Genomic DNA, 22,490 nt, shown 5'->3' with positions numbered 1-22,490 from the left:
AGTACGCACAGGGCGGAGCCACTTCTCGTGATCGAGCCGTACACCGCGGTCGGACTGATCCCGACGTTCTGGGGCATCCGCGAGCGCGCCGACATCGCGCACAACCTCGAGCACCTCGAGAGCCTGACAACGGCGGCGTTCTGGCTCTCCAACCTCGACGTCCCGGTGAAGCTGCTCGTGATCCCGGAGGGCGCCCTCCAGGGCTTCAACGACGAGATCCTCGACGTCGACCACGTCGATTTCGCCCACCACTGCGCGATCGACCTGCCCGGGCCCGAGACCGAACGGCTCGGGCGCCTGGCGTCGCGCTGGGGCGTCTGGATCATGGCGCAGGCCAAGGTGCGGCACCCCGAGTGGCCCGACCTGTTCTTCAACGCGGGCTTCGTGCTCTCGCCCGACGAGGAACTCGTGCTCGTCCACTACAAGCTCAACGCGCTGCTGCCGGTGGAGCGGTCGGTGTCGCCGCACGACCTGTTCGACTGGTGGGTCGACCGCTACGGCCGCACCCTCGACGCCTTCTGGCCGGTGGCCGACACCCCGATCGGCCGGCTCGGCGTCATGATGGCGATGGAGGGCTGCTACCCGGAGAACGGACGCGGTCTCGCGCTCAACGGGGCGGAGGTCGTCTACCGCGCCTCGCTGCCGGTGCCGTTCACCGAGAACGACGTCTTCGAGATCACCAACCGCGCGCGGGCGCTGGAGAACAACTTCTACGTGGTCGCCCCGAACATCGGCGGCTACCACCTCCACCGCGAGAGCCCGACGCCGATCGACGCGGGCGGTGGTGCCTCGATGATCGTGAACCACCGCGGGCAGATCGTCGGGAAGCAGTTCGACACCAACGGCTCGACGTTCGTCAGCGGGGTCGTCGACATCGAGGCGCTGCGCCACCACCGGGCGTCCGCGCAGATCAGCAGCTGGGCCAAGGACATCCGCGCCGAGCTCGCGCAGATCGTCTACGAGCGACCGATCTACCCGAAGAACCTCTACCTCGACCGCACGCCCCCGCACCACGAGGAGTACCGGCGCGAGATCCTCGCGCGCCAGGTCGAGCTGATGCAGGAGCGCGGCGCCTGGCGGCGGCCGGGCTGAGCGGTCACGGTCGCGGCGGGGGCACGTCCAGGTAGCCGCGGATCGCGTCGCGCAGGAGGTCGACCACGGGCCGGCCCTCCTCGATCGCCCGGATGTGCAGCTCGTCGCGCAGCGCCCGCGGCACCCGCCCGGAGAGGTAGACCAGCTCCTGGCGGGTGGGTCCCGAGCCCTTGTGCTGCCGGCGACCGGCCGCGGGCATGAGCGGGCTGGGGGAGGGCGCGAGCATCGAGCTCGGCTCGGGGCGCCGGCGTTCGGGCGGGTTCCCCCGACGACGGGCCTGGGCCGGATCGGGTGCGGACCGCCCGGAGGGCGGCGTCGCGCGGGGCTCAGACGGCGGCATCGAGCCGGACCTCCAGCTGGTCGGCGAGGGTGGAGAAGATCTCGACGAGCGGCCGGGCCGGTGCGCCGCGGGCCCGCAGGGGCTGCGCGGCGTCGATGGCCTCGGCGAGCACCGCGCGCGACGGCACGGGCGGGGACCAGACGAGGTCGCCGAAGGTGTCGGCGACCGAGTCGGTGTGCCAGGCGTGCAGGCCGCGCCGCCGGTCGTGCTCGTTGACGATCACGCCCGACACCGCGAGATCGGGCCGCCCGAGGTGGCGGCGGTAGGCGGCGACGAAGTCCCGGACGCGGATGGCGCCCTGCAGGTGGTCGTACTCCGGGCGCAGCACGAGCACCACGGTGTCCGCCGCGGCGAGCCCGAGCTGGGTGAGGTGCCCCAGCGACGGCGGGCAGTCGAGGAGGGTCACGTCGTAGTCCTCGGCGACGCCGGTGAGGGCGACGTCGAGGCGCTCGTGCGACCCGAGCTGGCCCGCCTCGGCGACCCGCGCCTCGAGGTCGTAGCGGGCGGGGACGAGGTCGATGCGCTCGGCGAGGTCGGCCGGGGCCCACCGGCAGCCGACGAGGGCGTCCGCCGCGCAGCCCTTCTGGTTCGCCGCGACCACCTCGGCCGCGGTGACCATCTCGGCGAGGTCGGCCTCGCCGTAGCCCAGGCGCCGGGACAGGTTGGCCTGCGGGTCGAGGTCGACGGCGAGCACCCGGCGGCCGCGGGCGGCCAGGGCCTCGGCGAGGTGGGCGATGGCGGTCGTCTTGCCCGCGCCGCCCTTGTTGTTGGCCACCGCGATGCGCATCGCGCCTCACCCCCGCCCGAGCTCCCCGACCCGGCGGCGCGCCTGCTCGGTGCAGCGGTGCCGGGCATGCACAGTGACACCCACGCAGGCGTGCTCACAAGCACTCCTGCACACGTGCACGTGTGCACACGGCGCGACTCGACCAGGTGGGTCAATCGACGCTGGTGAGCGGCGTGCGCCACACCCGTTCGGCACAGCGCGGGTGGGTGAATCGCTTACGCTTCTTCGTTTTCCGGTCACCTGCACCGCGGTGCGGCCCCTTCCGGACGAACCCGCTGCCGCCTATGGTCCGACGACACCGATCGCCGCACCGACGCCGCCGGGACTCCACCCGCCGCCGGGCGATCCGGACGCCGCGACCACGTCATCGCCCCCGGGCGAGGAGACGATGCCGCCCGCGCGGGGACGAGGGGGAGCTGTGATGGTCATGGAGCCGGCCGCGCCACCGCCGGGGCGCCGTGCGCGGTCCGGGGGCGCGGACGGGCTGGCGTCGACCGTCGTCGACCACCCGACCGGCACCGTCGTCCGGCTCGCCGGCGGCCTGCGCGCCGCGACCGCCTGCGTGCTGCGGGAGGCCGTCGAGGGTGCGCTCGACGACGGGTCGGCGGCCGTGGTGCTCGACCTGACCGACGTCGTGGCCGAGGACGACCTCGGCCTGTGGGCGATCCCGGCCGTCGCGGGCGACGCCCACGCCCGGGGCGTGGCCTTCACCGTCGTGGCGCCGAAGCGGAGCCTGCGCATCCGGCTGCGCCGGCTCGGCGGGCGGCCGTTCGATCTCACCGAGGTGCCCCTGGTGCGGTGAGAAGCGAGAGCAATGCTCTTGTTTTCCTGGACGGTCACTGTCAGGGTGAGAGCACTGCTCACTCACGAGGTCGGGTCGCGACCTCCGCACCGCCCAGGAGAACCACCGTGTCCGCTCCGACGCACGACGCCGCCCCGACCTCCCCGTCCTCCCGCCCCACCCCCCGACTCCCGCGCCTGGTCGTCGTCTCGGCGGGCCTCGCCGCCCTGATGGTCGTCGGGGGGTTCGCCCTGCTGGCGGTCGTCCCCGTGGCCCTCGCCCTGATCGGGACGCTGCAGGAGGCCCGCCTCCGGGCGCTGCGGTGGTGGGCGGCCGGGCTCGCCGTCGCCTACGCCGTCCCGTTCGCGCTGTACGTGCTCGACCCCGACCGCCCGGCCAGCCTCACGAAGGCCATGCACCCCGGCTTCGTCGTCCTGATCGCCGCCGCGGGCGTCGCCGTGATCCTCGCCGCCGTCGTGCAGCGGCGCCTCCACCTCACGTCCGTGCGCCCGGCGAACTGACCGGCGGCCCGACCCGGCCGATGATCGAGTGCGGCGATGTGCACCACTGCTGACGCACATCGCCGCACTCGATCGTCAGGCGTCGGGGGCGGGCGGCACCAGATCGTCCGGGACACCCGGCCAGGGGTCGACGAGGTCGAGGTAGTCACCCGGCGAGGCGGTGAACGACGGCGGCCGCTTCTCCAGGAACGAGGTCACGCCCTCGGCGGCGTCCGGCCCCGCCCCGAGCGCGGCGATCACGCGCGTGTCCGTCCGGTGGGCGTCCCACGGGGACTCGGCGCCGAGCATCGACCACATCATGCGGCGGGTCAGCGCCACCGAGACGCCGGACGTGTTCTCCGCGATCTCCGCCGCCAGCGCCCGCACGGCCGCGCCCAGCTCGTCGTCGGGGACGACCCGCGAGACCAGCCGCCCGGCCAGCGCCTCGGCGGCGGGGAAGACCCGCCCCGTGGCGACCCACTCCATCGCCTGCGAGATGCCGACGACGCGCGGGAGGAACCAGCTGGACGCGCCGTCCGGGGCGATCCCGCGGCGCGTGAAGACGTAGCCGAAGCGCGCCGACTCCGCGGCGATCCGAACGTCCGCCGGGAGCAGCATCGACGCCCCGATCCCGACGGCGGGCCCGTTGACCGCCGCGATCACCGGCTTCACGGCGGCGGCGATCCGCAGGACCGCGACCCCGCCGAGGTCGCGGGGCATCCCGTCGATCGTCCCGCCCGCGCGCAGCCGCGCGTCCCGGACGGCCTCGTAGTCGAACGTCGACCCGCCCCGGCCGAGGTCCGCGCCCGCGCAGAAGGCGCGTCCCGCTCCGGTGAGCACCACGACGCGGACGGCGTCGTCGGCGTCGGCCGCGTCGAACGCGGCGACGAGCTCGGTCGCCATGGTCGGGGTGAACGCGTTCATCCGGTCCGGGCGGTCGAGGGTGATCGTCGCGATCCCGTCGGCGACCTCGTAGCGGATCTCCATGTGGCCTCCGGCCTCGTGAGCACTAAGGGTCGTGATAGCGACCTTTTCTGCTCACGAGCGAAGCACACGCGATCGTCCACGGAACTCGGCGATCACCAGCCCGTCGGTGGGGCGCGTGATCGTGACGTCGTAGACCCCGGAGCGGCCGTAGCGGGTGCGCTCGACGGCCACGGCCTCGAGCACGTCGTTCTCCCGGGCGGAGGCGACGAACACGATGTCGCCGCCGGCGGCGACGGTCACCGGCCCGGGGGAGTTGCAGGCGCACGCGAAGGCGGAGTCGGCGAGCAGGAACAGGTAGCCGCCGTGGCACATGCCGTGCCCGTTGACCATGTCGGAGGTGACGCGCATGGTCAGCCGGGCCTCGCCGTCGGCCGCGGCGTGCAGTTCCATGCCGAGCTTGCGGGACGCGGCGTCGTCGTCCCACATGCGCTTGACCGAGGCGGCGATCACGAGGTCTCCGCCTGCTTCGCCACCAGCGTGAGCACGTCGTAGCGCGCCACCGAGTCGCCGTTCTGGTTCGTGACGTCGGCGTCCCAGCGGACCTCGCCGTACGCGGCGGTGTCGCGGGGGGTGATCTGCTTGGCGGTCAGGGTGATCGTCAGCTCGTCGTCGAACTTCACGGGCGTCAGGAACCGCAGGGAGTCGACGCCGAAGTTGGCCAGCACGGGCCCGGGCGCCGGGTCGACGAACAGTCCGGCCGCGAACGAGACGACCAGGTACCCGTGCGCCACGCGCTCCCCGAAGAACGGGTTGGCCTCGGCGGCTGCACTGTCCATGTGCGCGTAGAAGGTGTCGCCGGTGAACTCCGCGAAGTGCTCGACGTCCTCCAGCGTCACCCGGCGCGGACCGCCGACGACCGTGTCGCCGATCCGCAGCTCCTCGAGGTGCTTGCGGAACGGGTGGACGTCGGTGACGCGGCGCTCGGTGCCCGGCACCCACCGCCCGGTGATCGCCGTGAGCATCTCCGGCGAGCCCTGCACCGCGGTGCGCTGCATGTGGTGCTTCACCCCGCGGACGCCGCCCATCTCCTCGCCGCCGCCGGCCCGGCCGGGGCCACCGTGGACGAGCTGCGGCATCGGCGAGCCGTGGCCGGTCGAGGTCGTCGCGTCGGCCTGGTCGAGCACCAGCAGGCGACCGTGCCACGGGGCGACGCCGAGCACGACCTCCCGGGCGAAGTCGCTGTCGCCGGTGACCACCGACCCGGCGAGCGACCCCTGACCGCGGGCGGCCAGCTCGATGACCTGCTCGGTCGAGGTGTAGGGCACCAGCGAGGACACGGGGCCGAACGCCTCGACCTCGTGCACGGCCGCCGAGTCGGGGTCGGCGGCGAGCAGCACGGGGGAGAGGAACGCGCCGCGCTCGGCGTCGGCGTCGGTCACCTCCACGGTGTCCGGGGACCCGAAGAGCACCCGCGAGCCGTCGAGCAGGGCCTTGAGCGAGCGCCGGACCTCCTCGCGCTGCTCCAGGCCCGCGAGCGCGCCCATTCGCACGTCCGGGTTCGCGGGGTTCCCGATCGTGATGCGGCCGAGGCGCTCGGACACGGCCTCGGCCACGGCGTCGAGGTGCTCACCGGGCACGAACGCGCGCCGGATCGCCGTGCACTTCTGACCGGCCTTCACCGTCATCTCGGTGACGAGCTGCGTGACGTACAGGTCGAACTCCGGCGTCCCCGGCGTCGCGTCCGGTCCGAGGATCGAGCAGTTCAGCGAGTCGGCCTCGGCGGTGAACCGGACGGCGCGGGCCGCGAGGTTCGGGTGCGTGCGCAGCTGCCGGGCGGTCGACGCCGAGCCGGTGAAGGACACGAGGTCCTGCCCGGTGAGGTGGTCGAAGAGGTCGCCCACGCTGCCGGCGACGAACTGCACGGCGCCGTCGGGCAGCAGGCCGGAGTCGACGATCAACCGGACCAGACCCGCCGTCAGGAAGGCCGTGGGGGTGGCGGGCTTGACGATCGACGGGACCCCGGCCAAGAACGCCGGGGCGAGCTTCTCCAGCGGGCCCCAGCAGGGGAAGTTGTAGGCGTTGACCTGGACGGCGACGCCGTGCAGCGGGGAGAGCACGTGCTGGGCGAGGAAGGAGCCGTCCTTGGAGAGCGGCTCGACGTCGCCCTCGACGAGCACCGTGCCGGCCGGGAGCTCGCGCTTGCCCTTCGACGCGTAGGCCTGGAGGACGCCGATGCCGCCGTCGACGTCGAACTTCGAGTCGCCGAGGGTCGCGCCCGTGCGCGCGGAGAGGGCGTAGAGCTCGTCGCGGTGCTCGCGCAGGTGCCCGGCGAGGGCCTTGAGCAGGGAGGCGCGCTGGTGGAACGACAGGTCGCGCAGCGCCGGACCGCCGACGGACCGGGCGTACGCGGCGGCGCCCGCGAAGTCGAGGCCGTCGGTGGAGAGGCAGTCGACCTCGTCGCCGGTGACGGCGTCGAACATCGGCCGGCCCTCGCCGGACCCGGCCTGCCAGCGGCCCTGCAGGAAGCTCTCGACCGGCATGTCGCTCCTAGACGTCGTAGTCGATGGTCAGCTCGTCGGAGACCGGGACCGACTGGCACGTCAGCACGAACCCGGCCTCGACCTCCTCGGTCTCCAGCGCGAAGTTGCGCTGCATCGCCACCTCGCCGGTGACGACCTTCGCGCGGCACGTCCCGCATACGCCACCCTTGCAGGCGAACGGCAGGTCGGAGCGCACCTTCTGCGCGGCGTCCAGCACGAAGGAGTCGGGCGGGATCGTGGCGGTGACGCTGCGGCCGTGGAGCACGATGGTCGCCGTCGCGCCCTCGGCCGGGGCGTCCTCATGGCGGCGCGGCTGCGGCGGCGGGGTGTCGACGTAGAACAGCTCCGCGTGCACCTTCTCGCGCGGGACGCCGAGGTCGGCCAGCTCCTCGCGCGCGCCGGTCACCATCTCGAGCGGTCCGCACAGCCACCAGTGGTCGACCTGCGGGGTCGGCACGAGGTGGGTGAGCAGCGTCCGGAGCTTCTCCCGGTCGAGCCGCCCCGCGAAGATCTCTGCCTCGACGGGCTCGCGGGAGAGCACGTGGTCGAGCTGGAACCGCGCGCGGTAGCGGTCCTTCAGGTCGGCGAGCTCCTCGGCGAACATCACGGTGTCGGCGCGGCGGTTGCCGTAGAGCAGCGTGACGTGGGTGTCGGGGTGGGCGGCCAGCACGGTCGCGGCGATCGAGAGCACCGGCGTGATGCCCGACCCGGCGGCGATCAGCGTGTGGTGCTCGCCCGGCTGCGGGTCCGGCGTGAACCGGCCGTCGGGCGGGCCGACCTCGAGCGTGTCGCCGACCGCGAGGCGGTCGACCAGCCACTCCGAGAACATCCCGGTCTCCACCCGCCGCACCCCGATCCGCGGCGCCGCTCCCTCCGGGGCGCAGATCGAGTAGGAGCGGCGCTCGCCGTCGTGCGAGAGCGTCAGGTACTGCCCGGCGCGGAACGCGTAGTGCTCGCGCAGGTCGGGCGGAACGTCGACGGTGACCGCGACGGCGTCGTCGGTGAGGCGCTCGACGGCGGCGACGCGCAGCGCGTGGAACCCGCTCCCGACGGCCGTGGTCATCAGATGTCCTTCATGTGCTCGAAGGGCTCGGAGCAGGCGCGGCAGCGACGCAGGGCGGTGCAGGCGGTGGGCCCGAAGCGCGACAGCTCCTCGGTGTCGGCGCTGCCGCAGCGCGGGCAGTCGACCCGCTTCGGCGGCGCCGCCAGTGTCAGCGGCACCGGGCCGGTCGACCGCGGCCCGATGTGGGCGGGCGGCGCGACGCCGGCCTCGGCGAGCTTGCGCCGGCCCTCGTCGGAGATGAGGTCGGTCGTCCAGGGCGGCGTGAGGCTCACCTTCACCTCGACCTCGCCGAACGCACCCAGCCTCGAGCGCAGGTCGTCGGCCATCGCGTCGAGCGCGGGGCATCCGGCGTAGGTGGGGGTGATGGTGGCGGTGATGCGCCCGTCGTCCTGCGACACCGACCGCAGCACCCCGAGGTCGGCCAGCGTCAGCATCGGCATCTCGGGGTCGGTCACCTCGGCCGCGGCGTCCCACAGCTCGGCGGTCATGGCGGTCACCACGTCGCGTCCGGGTGCGCGCGGGCCAGCGACTGCATGACGGCGAGGACCTTGCCGAGCGCCTCGGTGTGCACCCCGTCGCGGCCGCCCCGGCCGCCCACCAGCCCGACGGCGGGTCGGGTCGGCTCGGTCAGCGTCGCGACCGGCAGGACCTGCGCGAGGTCGGCGTCCACGGCCGCCTGCAGCGACGCCGGGTCGACCGCCACGCCGGCCTCGACCAAGCGCGTCTCCACCGGGTGTGCGAGGAAGAGCTCGGTGACGAACGGCCACACGTCGTCGAGGCCGGCCTGCATCCGCGCGTGGGACTCGGCGGTGCCGTCGCCGAGGCGAACGACCCAGCCCGCCGCGTACTCGCGCTGGTAGGCCAGCTCCGGCACGGCCTTGCCTGCGACGGCGGCGAGCACCGGGTCGGCCGAGCCGCGCAGCGTCGTCATGAGCGCCAGGCGCCACGAGGAGTAGACGAGGATCCAGGCCATGGTGCGCCCGAAGTCGCCGAGATCCATCTCGGCGAGCGTGACGTTGCGGAAGGACCGGTCGTCCCGGAAGTAGGCCAGGACGTCCTCGTCGGACAGGCCGGCGGCGAGACCCGGCGTCCGGAAGCGCTCCGCCGCGCCGAGGTGCCCGGCGCGGGACAGGAGCACCCGGGCCTGGCCGAGCAGGTCGAGCGCGATGTTCGCGAGCGCGACCTCCTCCTCCAGCTCCGGGGCGTGCGTGGCCCACTCCGACAGGCGCTGGCTCGCGACGAGCGCGTCGTCGGCGAGCATGAGGCAGTAGGCGGCGAGGTCGGCGCGGTCGACGCCCTCCGGTGCGGGCGCCGTGACCTCGACGACCGTCTCGTCGAACCCGGCGCCGTAGGCCCAGCGGCCCTCGTGGTCGGATTCGCCGAGGGCGTCGTAGACGTTGTCGTGCGATGCATTCACAGGTGCGGCACGTCCTCGGGGATCTCGTAGAACGTGGGGTGGCGGTAGACCTTGTCGCCCGACGGCGCGAAGAACGGGTCCTTCTCGTCGGGGCTGGACGCGGTGATCGCGTCGGCCCGCACCACCCAGATCGACACGCCCTCGTTGCGCCGGGTGTAGAGGTTGCGGGCGTTGTGCAGCGCCATGTGGTCGTCGGGGGCGTGCAGCGACCCGACGTGCACGTGGTTCAGCCCGCGCTTGCCGCGGACGAACACCTCGTAGAGCGGCCAGGTGCGGTCGGGGGTGACACCGGGCCGGATGTCCGGCTCGCCCTCGGGGTGCGCGGTGACGTCGTCGGCCATGCTCATGCGACGGCCACCTCCCCTTCCTGACGACGGGTCGCGCGCTCGGCCTGCTTCGCGGCGTAGGCGGAGGCGGCGTCGCGGACCCACTGGCCGCCCTCGTGCGCGGCGCGGCGGTGGGCCAGGCGCTGCGCGTTGCAGGGGCCGGCGCCCTTCACGACCGCGGTGAACTCGTTCCAGTCGATGTCGCCGAAGTCGTGCGCCTGGCGCTCGTCGTTCCAGCGCAGCTCCGGGTCGGGCAGCGTGACGCCGAGCGCGGCGGCCTGCGGGACGGTCATGTCGACGTAGCGCTGGCGCAGCTCGTCGTTGGTGTGCCGCTTGATGCGCCAGGCCATGGACTGCTGGGTGTTGGGGGAGTCGCCGTCGGCGGGGCCGAACATCATCAGCGAGGGCCACCACCAGCGGTTCACCGCGTCCTGCACCATCTCGCGCTGGGCGTCGGTGCCCGCCATCAGCGTCATGAGCAGTTCGAAGCCCTGCCGCTGGTGGAAGGACTCCTCCTTGCAGATCCGCACCATCGCCCGGGCGTAGGGGCCGTAGCTGGAGCGGCACAGCGGGACCTGGTTGCAGATCGCGGCGCCGTCGACGAGCCAGCCGATGACGCCGATGTCGGCGTAGGTCAGCGTCGGGTAGTTGAAGATCGACGAGTACTTCTGCTTCGAGTCGATCAGCTTCTCGGTGAGCTCGGTGCGGTCGACGCCGAGGGTCTCGGTGGCCGAGTACAGGTACAGCCCGTGACCGGCCTCGTCCTGCACCTTGGCGAGCAGGATCGCCTTCCGACGCAGACTGGGTGCGCGGAGGATCCAGTTGCCCTCGGGCTGCATGCCGATGATCTCGGAGTGCGCGTGCTGCGCGATCTGCCGGATCAGGGTCTTCCGGTAGCCCTCGGGCATCCAGTCGCGCGGCTCGATCCGGCCCTCCGCGGCCACGGTGGCGTCGAACGCCTCGGCCAGCTGCTGCTCGTCCCGGTCCACAAGCCCTCCCGAATGTTCGTTCGGTTGCCGATGGTGCCCGACGGCGGGGCCCCGACGCAAGCCGTTCGTCTCGTCGTCACCCCGCTCTGGTCGGATGTGAGCATGCCCGACGTCGTCGCCCACCGGGGAGCGTCCGCCGACGCCCCCGAGAACACCCTCGCCGCCGTCGCGGAAGCCCGCCGGCAGGGCGCCGACGGTCTCGAGGTCGACGTGCAGCGCACCGTCGACGGCGCGCTCGTGATCCACCACGACGCCACCCCGCGGCGCACCACCGACGCCGGGGAGGCGCTCGCCGACCAGCCCCTGGGCGCGCTCACGCTGGCCGACCTGCGCACGTTCGACGCCGGCGCGGGGGAGCGCATCCCGACGCTCGCCGAGCTCCTCGACGCGGCGGGCGACCTGCCGGTGCTGCTGGAACTGAAGGACCCGTGGCACTACCCGGGTATCGGGGACGAGGTGGTCGCGGAGCTGGCGGGGCGCCCCGCCGTCGTGATGTCCTTCGACCCGACCGCTGTCCGGGGACTCGCGGCGCCGGGGGTGCGGGTGGGCCAGCTCCTCGCCGCGGCGCCCGACGCCGCGCTGCTCGACGACATCGCGACGTACGCGGAGCTCCTCACCGTCGATCACCGTGCGATGACCGCCGACCTGGTCGCCGCGATCCGCGAACGCGGGATGTCGCCGGGCGTGTTCACCGTCAACGAGGGTGCGGAGATGCGGCGCATGCTCGAGCTCGGGCTCGGGCTCGACCGGATCATCACCGACCGCCCGCGGTGCCTCCGGCAGCTGGTCGACGTGCAGCACTGACCCTCGTCACGCAGCGGCGGTGCCGGGTGGACCGCCGCCACCCGGGACGGGTCGTCGGTCGGGGTCGATCCACCGGGGTGGGGTGAACCAGGGGCGGCGGCCGACCATGCGGATCTCCCAGCCGCCGTGGTGCACGAGGTGGTGGTGGTAGCGGCAGAGCAGGACGAGGTCGGGATCGGTGGCGCCGCCATCCTCCGTCCTGTCGAACGGAGCAATCTGCGCCAGGGTGCTCGCCATGACGATTCCCGAGAGCGTCGGCGTGATCGGCGGCGGCACGATGGGTGCGGGTATCGCCCACGTCCTGCTGACGGCGGGTGCGACGCGGGTGACCGTGGTGGAGAGCGACGACGAGCGCGCGGAGGCGGCCCGGTCCGCCGTCGGGACGAGCCTGCAGGGCGCGGCGGACCGCGGGAAGCTGCCCGAGGGCGAGACCGTGGAGTCGCTGCTGGACCGGGCGGGCTTCGTCGTCGGGGCGGGGGAGCTGCCCGAGGACGCGGGCCTCGTCGTCGAGGCCGTGCCGGAGAAGATCGACCTGAAGCAGCAGATCCTGGGCGACGTGGCGCGACGCTGCCCGGACGCGGTGCTGGCGTCGAACACGTCCTCGCTCTCGGTCGCCGCGATCGGCGCCGAGCTGCCCGCGGAGCGCGTGATCGGCATGCACTTCTTCAACCCCGTCCCGGCCCAGAAACTCGTCGAACTGATCCGGACGCCGCAGACGTCGACGGAGGTGGTCGAGCGGGTGCAGCAGTGGGTGGGCGACCTCGGCAAGACCCCGATCGTCGTCGACGACTCCCCGGGGTTCGCGACCTCCCGGCTCGGTCTCGTCGTCGGGCTGGAGGCGATCCGCATGGTCGAGGAGGGCGTGGCGACCGCCGAGGACATCGACACCGGCATGGAGCTGGGCTACCGGTGGCCGATGGGGCCGCTCAAGCTCACCGACGTGGTCGGACTCGACGTCCGGCTGGCCATCGCCGAGCACCTCGCCACCGAGCTCGGCGACCGGTTCGCGCCGCCGCAGCTGCTGCGCGACAAGGTCGAGCGCGGGGAGCTGGGCCGCAAGAGCGGACAGGGCTTCCACTCCTGGAGCTGACCCCACGGCCTGGCTAGCGTCCGCGGCATGACGACGACGGTGCGGCGGGTCGCGCTCGACGTGGAGCCGGCGGTCAACAGCACGGTCGTGATGATGACCGTGCTCGCCGTGGCGATCGACCGGGGTCTGACCGACTTCGGCGACGTCCTCGAGCTGACCCTCGGCCCGCTGCTCGCGACGTTCGCGGCCCATCTCTTCGCGACGACGCTCAAGGCGGTCCACGCCGAGCACGCCCTGCCCTCGGGCCGGCGGTTGCTGGCGCTCACGGGGCACGCGGCGCAGTACCTGCTCCCCGCGCTGGCGCCGCTGGTGATCGTCGCGGTGATCGCGACGACCGGCTACATGGGTCCGCTCGGCCCCGAGGAGTCGGCGCACATCACGATCGACCTGAGCTGGGTCGCCCTGGTGGTGCTCGGCGCCGTCGGCGGGTGGCGGGCGCTGCGCCGCTGGTGGGGCGCCGTCCTCGGGGCCGTGGGGGCCTTCGCGGTCGGCCTGGTCGTGGTGCTGCTGCGGATCGTGCTCGAGGGTGGCTTCACCTCGTGAACCACTGCTAGCGTCCGCCCCGGCACCTCGGTGCCCTCGCGCAGTCGATGACGACCGGTCGTCTGACACATCGGCGGAGAGGTCTGACCTCGGTCAGGACACGTCCGCGGTGGAGATTGCTCAACCGTTCCGCCGGGCGGTTGTCCACCATGCCGCGGATGCGGCGCGAGAGAGAGGTGGCCCGACGTGCCACTGACCGACCGGGCGACGAAGGACCAGCACGCGGTGCTGGAGAAGATCGCCGCGATGCCGGAGCCCTACACGACGATCGCCGCGCGGCTGCACGAGACGATCCTCGCTGCCGCACCGCGGCTGAAGCCCCGCATCTGGTACGGCATGCCCGGCTACGCGACCGGGCGGAGCACCCCCGTGCTGGTGTTCTTCCGACTCGACGACGGGGTCATGTCGTTGGGGCTGTCCGACAAGGCGACCGTGGAGCGCGAACGGGGCACCACGCTGCGCCCGTCCGCCTGGTACCTCGACGACGTCGACGACGCCACGCTCGCGAGGATCGCGGACCTCGTGCGGACCGCGGTGGGATGAGCGCTCCGTCGTAGAGCGGGAACGGTCGTCACGGCGACCGTTCCCGCTCACCGGCCGCGGGCACGTGCTCCAGCGCCACCCACCCCGTGTAACCGACGGCCCGCAGCGCGCGCAGCCACCGCGCGAGCGGCAACGAGCCCGTCCCCGGCTCCCCGCGACCCGGTGCGTCGGCGATCTGCACGTGCGCGAACTCCGCGCCCCGCGCCGCGATCGCGGCGTCGACGTCCTCGCCGTTCACCGCCAGGTGGTACAGGTCGGCGAGGACGCCGGACCCGGGGCCGAGCCGCCCGACCAGCGCGAACGCGTCACCCGTCGTCAGGACCGGGTAGTCGTCGACCGCCGACAGCGGCTCGATCAGCAGCGTCGAGCCCTGGGCGTGCGCGGTCGCACAGGCCGCTGCGAGCCGCTCCGTCGCCGCCTCGGACACCGGGCCACGCCCGACGAGCGTGTTGTGCATCGAGCAGCCGAGCCGGCGCCCGATCTCGAGGCCGATCGCCAGCGAGTCGGCGAACTCGGCCGGGCGGTCCCCGACGATCCCGCGCTCGCCGGCCGCCATGTCGCCGCCGAACAGATTCATCGCGATCAGCTGCACCCCCGCGTCGGTGATCGAGGCGCAGAACGCGTCGACCTCCGCCTCGCCCGGATCGGCGGAGGCGAAGGGCCACCAGGACTCGACGACGTCGAAGCCGTCCGCGTGGGCGCGGGCCGGGCGCTCGAGCACGGGCACGTCGGGGTAGCGGATCGAGACGTTGACCCCGACGCTCACGCGCCGAACTCCCGCAGCCGCGTCACCAGGTCGTCGACCTCGGTCAGGTTCCCGACGCTGACCCGCATCGCACCGTCGTCGACGGCCTGGAAGTCGGTGCCGGACATGACCAGCACGTCCTGCTCCGCGAGGAGGGCCTGCACGACGGCGGGTGTGTCCGTCCCGGTGCGCGGGTGCCGGACCCAGGCGAAGAACCCGCCGAGCGCGACGACCTCGAACCCGCCCGGCCGGGCGCGCATCGCCTCCGCGAACGCCGCCCGCCGCGCGGCGACCTCGGCCGCGCGCTCCGCCCGCCAGCCCTGCGCCTTCACCAGGCCGGCCCACGCGGCCTCCTGCCCGATCCTCGGGGCGCCGATGGCCACGCAGTCGAAGAGCTTGAGGGCCTGCCGGCGCAGCGCCCCGCCCGCGACGAGCATCCCGACGCGGTAGCCGGCGAGCGCGAGGTCCTTGGAGAAGCTGTGCAGGCCGACGACGGTGTCGCGCCATCCGGGGTCGGAGTAGAGCGAGTGCGCGGGGCCGGCCCGGAAGGCGCGGTAGGTCTCGTCGAGGACGAGCGCGAGGTCGTGCCGGCGGGCGAGGTCGGCGAAGGCCGCGAGCTCGTCGGCGGGGATCTCGACGCCGCTCGGGTTGCCGGGCGTCACGAGCACGATCGCGCGGGTCCGCGGGGAGACGAGCGCCTCGGCGTCGGCGGCGCGGGGGACGAGGTCCGCGTCGGGCTCGACGATCACCGGCTCGACCCCGCGCATGTGCAGCCACATCGTGTGGTTGAAGTAGGTCGGGCGCGGGGTGATCACCTCGTCGCCCGGAGCGCACAGGGCGTCGGCGGCCAGACAGAACGCCTGGTTGCAGCCCGCCGTCACGACCATGTCCTCGGCGCCGACGTCGCCGCCGTGCTCGGCGCGCAGGGCCTCGGCGAACGCCTCGCGCAGGTGCGGCAGCCCGGCCTGGGCGGCGTAGCGGGCGTCGGCCGCGACGCCTGCGGCGTGCTCGACGACCTCCGGGGCGGGCGGGTAGGCGGGCGCGGCGCGGGCGAGGTCGAGCAGGGGTCGACGGCCACCCGCGGTGCCCACCGCGTCGTAGGCGGCCGCCATCGGCGAGTCGACCCCGGCGGCGACGCGGTGGGACAGGCGCACGGCCGACAGCATGCCGGGGACGCGATCCTGGGGCACCCTCGAGGACATGAGCGACGGTGATGGCGGGCACACCGATGTGATCGTGATCGGCGCCGGGTTCTCCGGCCTCTACGCGCTGCACCGGCTGCGCTCGCGCGGCTTCTCGGTCCAGGTGCTCGAGCAGGCGGACGGCGTCGGCGGGACCTGGTACTGGAACCGCTACCCGGGCGCCCGCTGCGACTCGGAGAGCTATTACTACTGCTACTCGTTCGACCCCGAGCTCGAGCAGGAGTGGCGCTGGTCGGAGCGCTACCCCGGGCAGGAGGAGATCCGCGGCTACCTCGAGCACGTCGCCGACCGCTACGACCTGCGCCGCGACATCGCCTTCGGGGTCCGGGTGGAGCGCGCGGAGCGGGACGGCGAGGGATGGACCGTGACCGCCGCGGACGGGTCGTCCCGACGATGCCGCTGGCTCGTCACGGCGGTCGGCTGCCTGTCGACGGCGAACGTGCCCGACATCCCGGGGCTCGAGGACTTCGCGGGGGAGTGGCACCACACCGGGCATTGGCCGCACGACGGGGTGGACGTGCGCGGCCGGCGGGTCGGGGTCGTGGGCACCGGGTCCACCGGCATCCAGGCGATCCCGGTCCTGGCCGCGGACGCCGGGCATCTCACGGTGTTCCAGCGGACCGCGAACTACTCCATCCCGGCCCGCAACGCGCCGTTGTCCGAGGAGGAGATGGCCGCCACGAAGGCCGACTACCCGGCGATCCGGCGCGTGCAGCAGGGGTCGACCAACGGCCACCCGTTCGTCCTGTCCGACGTCGACGTGCTCGATCTCCCCGCCGACCGGCGGCGCGCGCTCTACGAGCAGGCCTGGGAGCGGGGCGGGCTGCGGTTCCGCGCCGCGGTGAAGGACGTGCTGACCGACCCGGAGGTGAACGCCGACACCAGCGAGTTCATCCGGGACAAGATCCGGGAGACGGTGCACGACCCGGCCACGGCGGAACTCCTGACGCCGCGGGACCACCCGTTCGCCACCAAGCGGCCGCCGATCGACACGCACTACTTCGAGACCTACAACCGCCCGAACGTCTCGCTCGTCGACGTGCGGGCCGATCCGATCGAGCGCGTGACCGGACGCGGCTTCCGCCTGGCCTCGGGCGTGGAGCACGAGCTCGACGTCATCGTGTTCGCCACCGGGTTCGACGCCCTGACCGGCCCGCTGCTGTCCTTCGACCTCCGGGGGCGGGACGGGGTGTCGCTGCGCGAGGCGTGGCGGGAGGGCCCGCGCACGCACCTCGGGCTGGGGGTCGCCGGCTTCCCCGACCTCTTCACGATCACCGGGCCCGGCAGCCCGTCGGTGCTGACCAACATGCCGACCGCCATCGAGCAGCACGTCGACTGGATCGCCGACCTGCTGGAGCGCCTGCGCGACACGGGGGAGACGGCCGAGCCGACCCCGGAGGCCGAGGCGGCGTGGGCGTCCGAGGTGGCGCGCGCCGCGGACGCGACGCTGCTGCCGCAGGCCGCCAGCTCCTGGTACCTCGGCGCGAACGTGCCGGGGAAGGCGCGCGTCTTCCTCCCGTACGCGGGCGGCTACGCCCGCTACCGCGCCACCTGCGACGACGAGGCGGCGGCCGGCTATCCCGGCTTCGGGCTGGCGGAGAACCGGACGAACCTCGCGAATCGTCACGCTGTGTAACACTGCTCGAGTCTCGACCGACGGTCGAGTCATGAGCTGGGCGGAGAAGGTCGTCGGCGAGTTCCGGGTGTCGCCGTGGCGCACGCTCGCGCTCGGCCGTCCGGGCCGGATCACGGCGTCCCGACGGTTCCGGGTCTGCCACCGTGACCGCATCCACCTCGCCACCCCGGACGCCCGGCTCCGCCTCGGCACCCACCCCTTCGGTTTCGCGCGGGGCGACCAGGGTGGCCTGCTCCGGCTCGACGGCGACCTCGAGCTGAGCGGCAACGTGCAGGTCGGGGTGGGCGCGGCGTGGACGGTGGGGGAGGGCGCCCGGTTGGTGATCGGGGCGCGGACCTACTTCTCGCCGAACACCCGCATCGTCGCCATGAACGGCATCACCGTGGGCACCGACTGCGCGATCTCGTGGGACGTCCAGCTGCTCGACGAGGACTTCCACGAGGTGATCGTCGACGGTGACGTCCGCGCCACCGGCGCCCCGATCAGCATCGGGAACCACGTCTGGATCGGCTCGCGCGCGACCGTGCTCAAGGGCTCGGTCATCCCCGACGACACCTCCGTCGCTTCGGGCGCGGTGGTCGCGGGCGTGTTCACCGAGCCCGGCACGGTCCTCGCCGGGTGCCCGGCGAAGGTGGTCCGCCGCAACGTCGTCTGGACCTGACTCCTCGTCCGCGGGCCCTCGCCGTGGGACGCTCGGGCGACGGCGCCGTCGCCCCGCCCGTCGTCGGCGCGTGACCCGCGACGAGGAGGTTCCCGTGCAGGTGTCCTGTGCCTTCCCGACCGCCCTGAGCACGCCCGACGACATCGCCGTGGCCGAGGAGCTCGGCTACGCGCGCGCCTGGGTCAACGACACGCCCCAGCAGAGCCCCGACGTGTGGATGACCCTCGCGCTCGCGGCCGAGCGCACCGAGCGGATCGGCCTCGGGCCCGGCGTGCTCGTGCCCAGCCTGCGCCACCCGATGGTCAACGCCGCCGGGACCGCGACCCTCGCAGCGCTCGCACCGGGCCGGGTCGCCGTCGCGTTCGGCACGGGCTTCACCGGCCGACGCGCCATGGGGCACCGCGCGATCACCTGGTCGTTCATGGACGCCTACATCCGGGCCTACCGCGCGCTGCTGCGCGGCGAGGTGATCGAGTGGGAGGGCGCCCGCATGCGGATGCTGCACCCCGACGGGCACGCCCCGGCCCGCCCGGTCGACGTGCCGGTCCTCGTCGGCGCCCTCGGCCCGAAGGGCAACAAGGTGGCGAACGAGCTCGGCGACGGCCTCTTCGTCACGCTGGCGCAGCCCGACTTCATGACCGAGTACTCCTGGGTGCCCTAGCCGGCCTGGGGCACGGTGCTCGACGACGACGAGCCCCAGGACTCCGAGCACGCGCGGGTGGCCGCCGGGCCGGGCTGGGCGTTGGCCTACCACGGCGCCTACGAGTTCGCGGGCGCCGAGGCGGTCCGCGAGCTCCCGGGCGGCGACGCGTGGATGGACGTCGTGGAGCGGACGCCGGCCGACGAACGGCATCTCGCGGTGCACGCCGGGCACTGCGTGGAGCTCAACGAGGAGGACCGCGCCGCGTGGGACGCGGGCGGCCACGTGATGGTGCGCGACGCGACGCTGACCGGGACCCCCGACGAGGTCCGGCGCCACCTCGAGGCCCTCGGAGCCCGGGGCGTCACCGAGATCGTCTACCAGCCGTGCGGCCCGGACACCCGCTCCGAGCTCGAACGGTTCCACGTGGCGGCGGCCGGCGTGGCGGCGTCGGTCTAGACGTCACCCCGACCCGCGACCCCCGGCACGGGCCAGGGCGGTCATGAGCGACGTGGTCGGGTCGCCGAGCGCGGCCGGGTCGACCGTGCGGACCCGCTCGGCGATGCGCGCGCCGACGCCCTCCGTGGTGTCGCCCATGGCCGGCCCCGCGAGGGCCGGCAGCTCGGCGAGCACGCCGGCGGTCGCGGCCTCGAGGGCGAGGGCGGCCTCGTGCTCGCCGAGGCCCGCGAGGCACATCGCGGCGGAGAGCACGGCGGCCGCGGGGTTGGCGCGCCCGGTGCCGGCGATGTCGGGGGCGGAGCCGTGCACCGGCTCGTACATCGCCGGGTGCTCGCCGGTGGGATCGATGTTGCCGCTCGCGGCGAGCCCGAGCCCGCCCTGCACCGTCGCACCCAGGTCGCTGATGATGTCGCCGAAGAGGTTGTCGGTGACGACGACGTCGAAGCGCTCCGGGGTCAGCGGCAGGTGCTGGCACATCGCGTCGGCGTGCACGTAGTCCCGGACGACGTCGGGGTGCCCGGCCCCGAGCCACTCGACGACGTCGCTCCACAGCGCCCCGGCCTCGACCAGGATGTTCGTCTTGTGGCACAGCGTCAGCCGGCCGCGCCGCGCCGCGGCGAGCCGGAACGCGTAGTCGACGCAGGCCCGGGTCGCCGACGTGGTGGTCACCGAGTTCTGGATCGCGGTGGCGTCGTCGGTGCCGCGGTGCACGGTCGCGCCCCCGCCGGCGTAGAGCCCCTCGGTGTTCTCCCGGATGATCACCAGGTCGCAGCGCTCCGGGGTCAGGTCCCGGATCGGACTGGTGACGCCGGGGTAGAGCCGCACCGGCCGGACGTTCACCGCGTGGCGCAGGGCGACGCGCAGCGCGACGACCAGCCCCCGCTCCAGCACCCCGGGCGGCACCCGCGGGTCGCCGACGGCCCCGAGCAGGATCGCGTCGTGGTGGCGCAGCCGCTGCACCGCCGCGTCGTCGAGGGCGACCCCGTCGCGCAGCCAGCGCTCGGCGCCGAGGTCGTGGTCGGTGGTGGTGACGCCGAACCCGAAGCGGCCGGCCGCGGCGTGCACGCCGCGCAGCGCCTCCGCGGTCACGTCGGGCCCGATGCCGTCGCCGCCGATGACGGCGAGGTCGTGCGTGCGCATGCGGTTCCTCTCGGGAGACGTCGGTGCCGGGCCCCGGGGTGACCGGGGCCCGGCACCGGGCGCTCAGGCCAGGGCGAAGTCGCGCCAGTCCTTGCCGGTGCCCGGCTCGGTGTCGACCCACAGCGCGGTGAGGCAGTGCGGGCAGACGTGGGCGACGGCGTCGAGGGACGCGTGGACGTCGACGCGTCCTCCGAGGTCCTCGGGGCCGAGCGTGATCCGGCCGGCGAGGGACTCCCAGCCGCCGGACAGGTCGCCCAGCGGGGTACGGCAGTGCGCGCACCCGGCGACCGACGCGCCCCGGGCGGTCCAGATCAGCAGCGCGGTGCCCCACCGGCCGTCGGGCTCGCCGGAGACCGACGGGACGGCGCCGGCCGACGGGGCGGTCATCCGGTCGCGGCGGTCCGCGCGGACGGCGTCGCGGCGGGCCTCGGTGGCCGCGGCGTCGACGTCGCCGTCCCCGGTGAGGACGACCCCGTAGAGCCGGAGCGCGGCCTCGGGGCTGACCGCCGTGGCGGCCACGTCGGCGGCGACCCGTGCGGGGTCGCGCAGGAGCGGGTCGCCGTAGCCGCCGCCGTTCTGGACGCTGCACTCGAAGACGTCGCCGTGGGCGATCCGGGCGGCGGGTGCGACCCCGGGCAGGACCCCGTGGTCGCCGTCGAGCTCGGCGAGGTCGCTCACCGGCCGCCCGGAGGCGAGCCGGTCGAGGACGCCGCTGCCGATGACGCGTTCGAACCGCGCGCAGGACCCGGGCAGCCCGCCGAACAGGCCGGTGCGGTTGGGGAGGGCGACCCCGTGCGTGCCCAGCACGCCGGTGACCTCCTCGGTGTCGATCGGGGTGAGCGCGAACTGCACCCCGTTCCCGCCGCGGTGGGTGCCCGCGCCGCCGGAGTCGGGCACCTGCCGGCGCCACAGGTAGAGCAGCGGGTGGCGCATCTCCTGCTGCTCGACGTCGGTGGCGCCGCCGCCGAGGATCACCATCGCTCCGCCGGAGTCGACGCCGTCGCGGAACGAGAACGCCGGGCCGCCCCAGAGCAGGGAGTCCATGTACATCGAGGCGAAGGGCTCGCCGTGCTGGTCGACGCCGCCGAACTGGGAGAGCTGCCAGGAGCCGTCGCTGGGGCCGAAGGCGAAGCCCTCGTAGCGCTCGGAGAAGCTCAGCATCTTCGCGATCGCCCCGCCCGCGGAGCAGGTGGCGGTCCAGTTCGCGCCCGCGGTGCCGCCGGAGACCGGCATCGGTTCGACGGCGGTGACGCACAGGCCGTCCGGGGCGATCACCTCGACCGGCCGCATGATGCCGTGGTTCCAGGGGATCTCCCCGCCGAAGGTGCACAGCATCAGCGTGGCCACCGCGCCGAGCAGCCCGCCGCGCGTCGTCATGCCGTAGGCCGGGCTCTGCGGGCTCGACCCGGAGAAGTCGAAGACGAGCCGGTCGTCGGCCTTGGTCATCACGCAGGGCACCTGCAGCAGCTCGACCCCGGCGTCGCCCGCGCGGCCCGAGCCGTCCGGCCGGTCCAGGTAGGAGGTGTGCTCGTAGGTGCCGTCGGGCAGCTCGCGCAGCATGGCGCGCAGGTCGGCCTCGGAGTTGTCGAGCGTCTTCTCCATCGTCGCGCGGACGGCATCGGTGCCGTAGCGGTCGCACAGCTCGCCGAAGCGCTGCTCGGCGACCCGCAGACCGGCCAGGAAGGCGCGGAAGTCGTTGGCGACGGTGTCGTGCATGCGGGAGTTCAGGACGATCGTGTCCCACAGCTCCTGGTTCACCACCCCCTGGCGCACGATGCGCCCCGGCGGGATGCGGATGCCCTCCTGGAAGACGTCGGTCGCGGTGGTGCACCAGCTGCCGGGGTCCATGCCGCCGAGGTCGACCTGGTGGGCCATGCAGCCCAGCCACGCCACGATCTCGCCGTCGCGGAACACCGGGCTGCAGAACTGCACGTCGTTCTGGTGCATGGCGGCGAGGTACGGGTCGTTGATGATGAAGACGTCGCCGGGCTCGATGTCGGAGTAGCGCGCCAGGAACTCCTGCACGCCCATCGCCCCGGTGTAGAGCGGCGTCAGCAGGTAGACGCCGATGATCGCCATCTCGCCCGCGGCGGTGTAGATGCCGAAGTTGTAGTCCGTGGCGTGCACGACCGGCGAGCCCGAGACGTGCTCGACGGTGGTGGCGCCCTCGGAGTTGATCGACCAGAGTTTGTGGCGGATGACCTCGTAGGTGACGGGGTCGACGCCGCCGGTGGGGGTGCTCACGGGTGTGCTCACGGGGATCCT

26 protein-coding genes are annotated in these 22,490 nt (G+C 73.7%); 11 read left to right on the top strand and 15 right to left on the bottom strand.

Annotated features, from left to right (window positions below):
* Positions 1–27: 27 nt before the first annotated feature.
* The gene (locus LN037_RS01640; protein ID WP_230749185.1) at positions 28–1,092 is read left to right on the top strand and encodes a nitrilase-related carbon-nitrogen hydrolase; all 1,065 of its coding nucleotides are present in this window, start codon (positions 28–30) and stop codon (positions 1,090–1,092) included.
* A gap of 4 nt (positions 1,093–1,096) precedes the next feature.
* Here the strand turns inward: LN037_RS01640 and LN037_RS01635 are convergent, their stop codons facing one another.
* Entirely contained in the window at positions 1,097–1,432 is a 336-nt protein-coding gene (locus tag LN037_RS01635) for a hypothetical protein (RefSeq protein WP_230749183.1), read from the bottom strand.
* Positions 1,419–2,219 carry a ParA family protein gene (locus tag LN037_RS01630; RefSeq protein ID WP_230749181.1) on the bottom strand — a complete coding sequence of 267 codons (801 nt, stop codon included), beginning with the start codon at positions 2,217–2,219 and terminating at the stop codon, positions 1,419–1,421. Before LN037_RS01630 ends, LN037_RS01635 begins: the two co-directional genes overlap by 14 nt.
* 421 nt (positions 2,220–2,640) lie before the next feature.
* On the opposite strand from LN037_RS01630, the gene LN037_RS01625 reads away from it, so the two are divergent.
* Positions 2,641–3,021, top strand: a complete 381-nt coding sequence (locus tag LN037_RS01625; RefSeq protein ID WP_230749179.1) for an STAS domain-containing protein — start codon at positions 2,641–2,643, stop codon at positions 3,019–3,021.
* Positions 3,022–3,128: 107 nt separating this feature from the next.
* Positions 3,129–3,521, top strand: a complete 393-nt coding sequence (locus LN037_RS01620) for a hypothetical protein (RefSeq protein ID WP_230749523.1) — start codon at positions 3,129–3,131, stop codon at positions 3,519–3,521.
* A gap of 75 nt (positions 3,522–3,596) precedes the next feature.
* Here LN037_RS01620 and LN037_RS01615 read toward each other — a convergent pair whose 3' ends face one another.
* From LN037_RS01615 to paaA, 8 genes are read right to left on the bottom strand one after another with little or no spacing between them, the layout of a single operon-like run.
* Positions 3,597–4,487, bottom strand: coding sequence for an enoyl-CoA hydratase-related protein (locus LN037_RS01615; protein ID WP_230749177.1), 891 nt, complete (start codon positions 4,485–4,487; stop codon positions 3,597–3,599).
* A gap of 51 nt (positions 4,488–4,538) precedes the next feature.
* Complete coding sequence (gene paaI / locus LN037_RS01610; RefSeq protein WP_230749502.1) at positions 4,539–4,913, bottom strand: hydroxyphenylacetyl-CoA thioesterase PaaI; 375 nt, start codon at positions 4,911–4,913, stop codon at positions 4,539–4,541.
* Between the two features lie 20 nt (positions 4,914–4,933).
* Positions 4,934–6,967, bottom strand: coding sequence for a phenylacetic acid degradation bifunctional protein PaaZ (gene paaZ, locus LN037_RS01605; RefSeq protein WP_230749176.1), 2,034 nt, complete (start codon positions 6,965–6,967; stop codon positions 4,934–4,936).
* A 7-nt stretch (positions 6,968–6,974) separates the two neighbouring features.
* Positions 6,975–8,030 carry a 1,2-phenylacetyl-CoA epoxidase subunit PaaE gene (paaE, locus tag LN037_RS01600; RefSeq protein ID WP_230749174.1) on the bottom strand — a complete coding sequence of 352 codons (1,056 nt, stop codon included), beginning with the start codon at positions 8,028–8,030 and terminating at the stop codon, positions 6,975–6,977.
* Positions 8,030–8,518, bottom strand: a complete 489-nt coding sequence (gene paaD, locus LN037_RS01595; protein WP_230749171.1) for a 1,2-phenylacetyl-CoA epoxidase subunit PaaD — start codon at positions 8,516–8,518, stop codon at positions 8,030–8,032. Before paaD ends, paaE begins: the two co-directional genes overlap by 1 nt.
* Positions 8,519–8,523: 5 nt before the next feature.
* Positions 8,524–9,447: a 1,2-phenylacetyl-CoA epoxidase subunit PaaC gene (paaC, locus tag LN037_RS01590; RefSeq protein ID WP_230749170.1), complete on the bottom strand. Its 924-nt coding sequence runs from the start codon at positions 9,445–9,447 to the stop codon at positions 8,524–8,526.
* Positions 9,444–9,788, bottom strand: coding sequence for a 1,2-phenylacetyl-CoA epoxidase subunit PaaB (gene paaB / locus LN037_RS01585; protein WP_372460348.1), 345 nt, complete (start codon positions 9,786–9,788; stop codon positions 9,444–9,446). The genes paaC and paaB overlap by 4 nt, the downstream gene beginning before the upstream one ends.
* 2 nt (positions 9,789–9,790) lie before the next feature.
* The gene (gene paaA, locus LN037_RS01580; protein WP_230749168.1) at positions 9,791–10,762 is read right to left on the bottom strand and encodes a 1,2-phenylacetyl-CoA epoxidase subunit PaaA; all 972 of its coding nucleotides are present in this window, start codon (positions 10,760–10,762) and stop codon (positions 9,791–9,793) included.
* A 102-nt stretch (positions 10,763–10,864) separates the two neighbouring features.
* Between paaA and LN037_RS01575 the strand changes: the two genes are divergently transcribed.
* Complete coding sequence (locus tag LN037_RS01575) at positions 10,865–11,566, top strand: glycerophosphodiester phosphodiesterase (RefSeq protein ID WP_230749166.1); 702 nt, start codon at positions 10,865–10,867, stop codon at positions 11,564–11,566.
* 6 nt (positions 11,567–11,572) lie between these two features.
* Here the strand turns inward: LN037_RS01575 and LN037_RS01570 are convergent, their stop codons facing one another.
* Positions 11,573–11,803, bottom strand: coding sequence for a hypothetical protein (locus LN037_RS01570; RefSeq protein ID WP_230749164.1), 231 nt, complete (start codon positions 11,801–11,803; stop codon positions 11,573–11,575).
* On the opposite strand from LN037_RS01570, the gene LN037_RS01565 reads away from it, so the two are divergent.
* From LN037_RS01565 to LN037_RS01555, 3 genes are all read left to right on the top strand, one after another.
* Positions 11,802–12,656 (top strand): 3-hydroxyacyl-CoA dehydrogenase family protein, encoded by an 855-nt coding sequence (locus tag LN037_RS01565; protein ID WP_230749162.1) that lies wholly within the window; start codon positions 11,802–11,804, stop codon positions 12,654–12,656. The two genes, LN037_RS01570 and LN037_RS01565, sit on opposite strands and share 2 nt — an antisense overlap.
* 27 nt (positions 12,657–12,683) lie before the next feature.
* Entirely contained in the window at positions 12,684–13,199 is a 516-nt protein-coding gene (locus LN037_RS01560; protein WP_230749160.1) for a hypothetical protein, read from the top strand.
* 186 nt (positions 13,200–13,385) lie between these two features.
* The gene (locus tag LN037_RS01555; protein ID WP_230749159.1) at positions 13,386–13,742 is read left to right on the top strand and encodes a DUF1801 domain-containing protein; all 357 of its coding nucleotides are present in this window, start codon (positions 13,386–13,388) and stop codon (positions 13,740–13,742) included.
* A gap of 28 nt (positions 13,743–13,770) precedes the next feature.
* Here the strand turns inward: LN037_RS01555 and LN037_RS01550 are convergent, their stop codons facing one another.
* Both LN037_RS01550 and LN037_RS01545 read right to left on the bottom strand, forming a co-directional pair.
* A complete protein-coding gene (locus LN037_RS01550; RefSeq protein ID WP_230749157.1) occupies positions 13,771–14,508 on the bottom strand; it encodes a TIM barrel protein in 738 nt (245 codons plus the stop codon).
* Positions 14,505–15,641, bottom strand: a complete 1,137-nt coding sequence (locus tag LN037_RS01545) for an aminotransferase (protein ID WP_230749155.1) — start codon at positions 15,639–15,641, stop codon at positions 14,505–14,507. The genes LN037_RS01550 and LN037_RS01545 overlap by 4 nt, the downstream gene beginning before the upstream one ends.
* Before the next feature lie 46 nt (positions 15,642–15,687).
* Here LN037_RS01545 and LN037_RS01540 point away from each other — a divergent pair, with 46 nt between their 5' ends.
* The 4 genes from LN037_RS01540 to LN037_RS01525 all read left to right on the top strand — a co-directional run bounded on the left by LN037_RS01540 (position 15,688) and on the right by LN037_RS01525 (position 19,085).
* On the top strand, positions 15,688–17,325 hold the full coding sequence (locus LN037_RS01540; RefSeq protein WP_230749153.1) for a flavin-containing monooxygenase: 1,638 nt from the start codon (positions 15,688–15,690) through the stop codon (positions 17,323–17,325).
* Between the two features lie 31 nt (positions 17,326–17,356).
* Positions 17,357–17,986, top strand: coding sequence for an acyltransferase (locus LN037_RS01535; protein ID WP_230749151.1), 630 nt, complete (start codon positions 17,357–17,359; stop codon positions 17,984–17,986).
* A gap of 94 nt (positions 17,987–18,080) precedes the next feature.
* Positions 18,081–18,647 carry an LLM class flavin-dependent oxidoreductase gene (locus LN037_RS01530; protein ID WP_230749149.1) on the top strand — a complete coding sequence of 189 codons (567 nt, stop codon included), beginning with the start codon at positions 18,081–18,083 and terminating at the stop codon, positions 18,645–18,647.
* Between the two features lie 15 nt (positions 18,648–18,662).
* On the top strand, positions 18,663–19,085 hold the full coding sequence (locus tag LN037_RS01525; RefSeq protein WP_230749148.1) for a hypothetical protein: 423 nt from the start codon (positions 18,663–18,665) through the stop codon (positions 19,083–19,085).
* 3 nt (positions 19,086–19,088) lie between these two features.
* Here the strand turns inward: LN037_RS01525 and LN037_RS01520 are convergent, their stop codons facing one another.
* Positions 19,089–20,225, bottom strand: a complete 1,137-nt coding sequence (locus LN037_RS01520; protein WP_230749146.1) for a 3-isopropylmalate dehydrogenase — start codon at positions 20,223–20,225, stop codon at positions 19,089–19,091.
* A gap of 63 nt (positions 20,226–20,288) precedes the next feature.
* Positions 20,289–22,481 carry a hydantoinase B/oxoprolinase family protein gene (locus LN037_RS01515; RefSeq protein WP_230749145.1) on the bottom strand — a complete coding sequence of 731 codons (2,193 nt, stop codon included), beginning with the start codon at positions 22,479–22,481 and terminating at the stop codon, positions 20,289–20,291.
* Between the last annotated feature and the right edge of the window lie 9 nt (positions 22,482–22,490).

The organism is Actinomycetospora soli, assembly GCF_021026295.1.
Lineage (GTDB): Bacteria > Actinomycetota > Actinomycetes > Mycobacteriales > Pseudonocardiaceae > Actinomycetospora > Actinomycetospora soli.
This window is presented reverse-complemented; position numbering and strand designations above follow the sequence as displayed.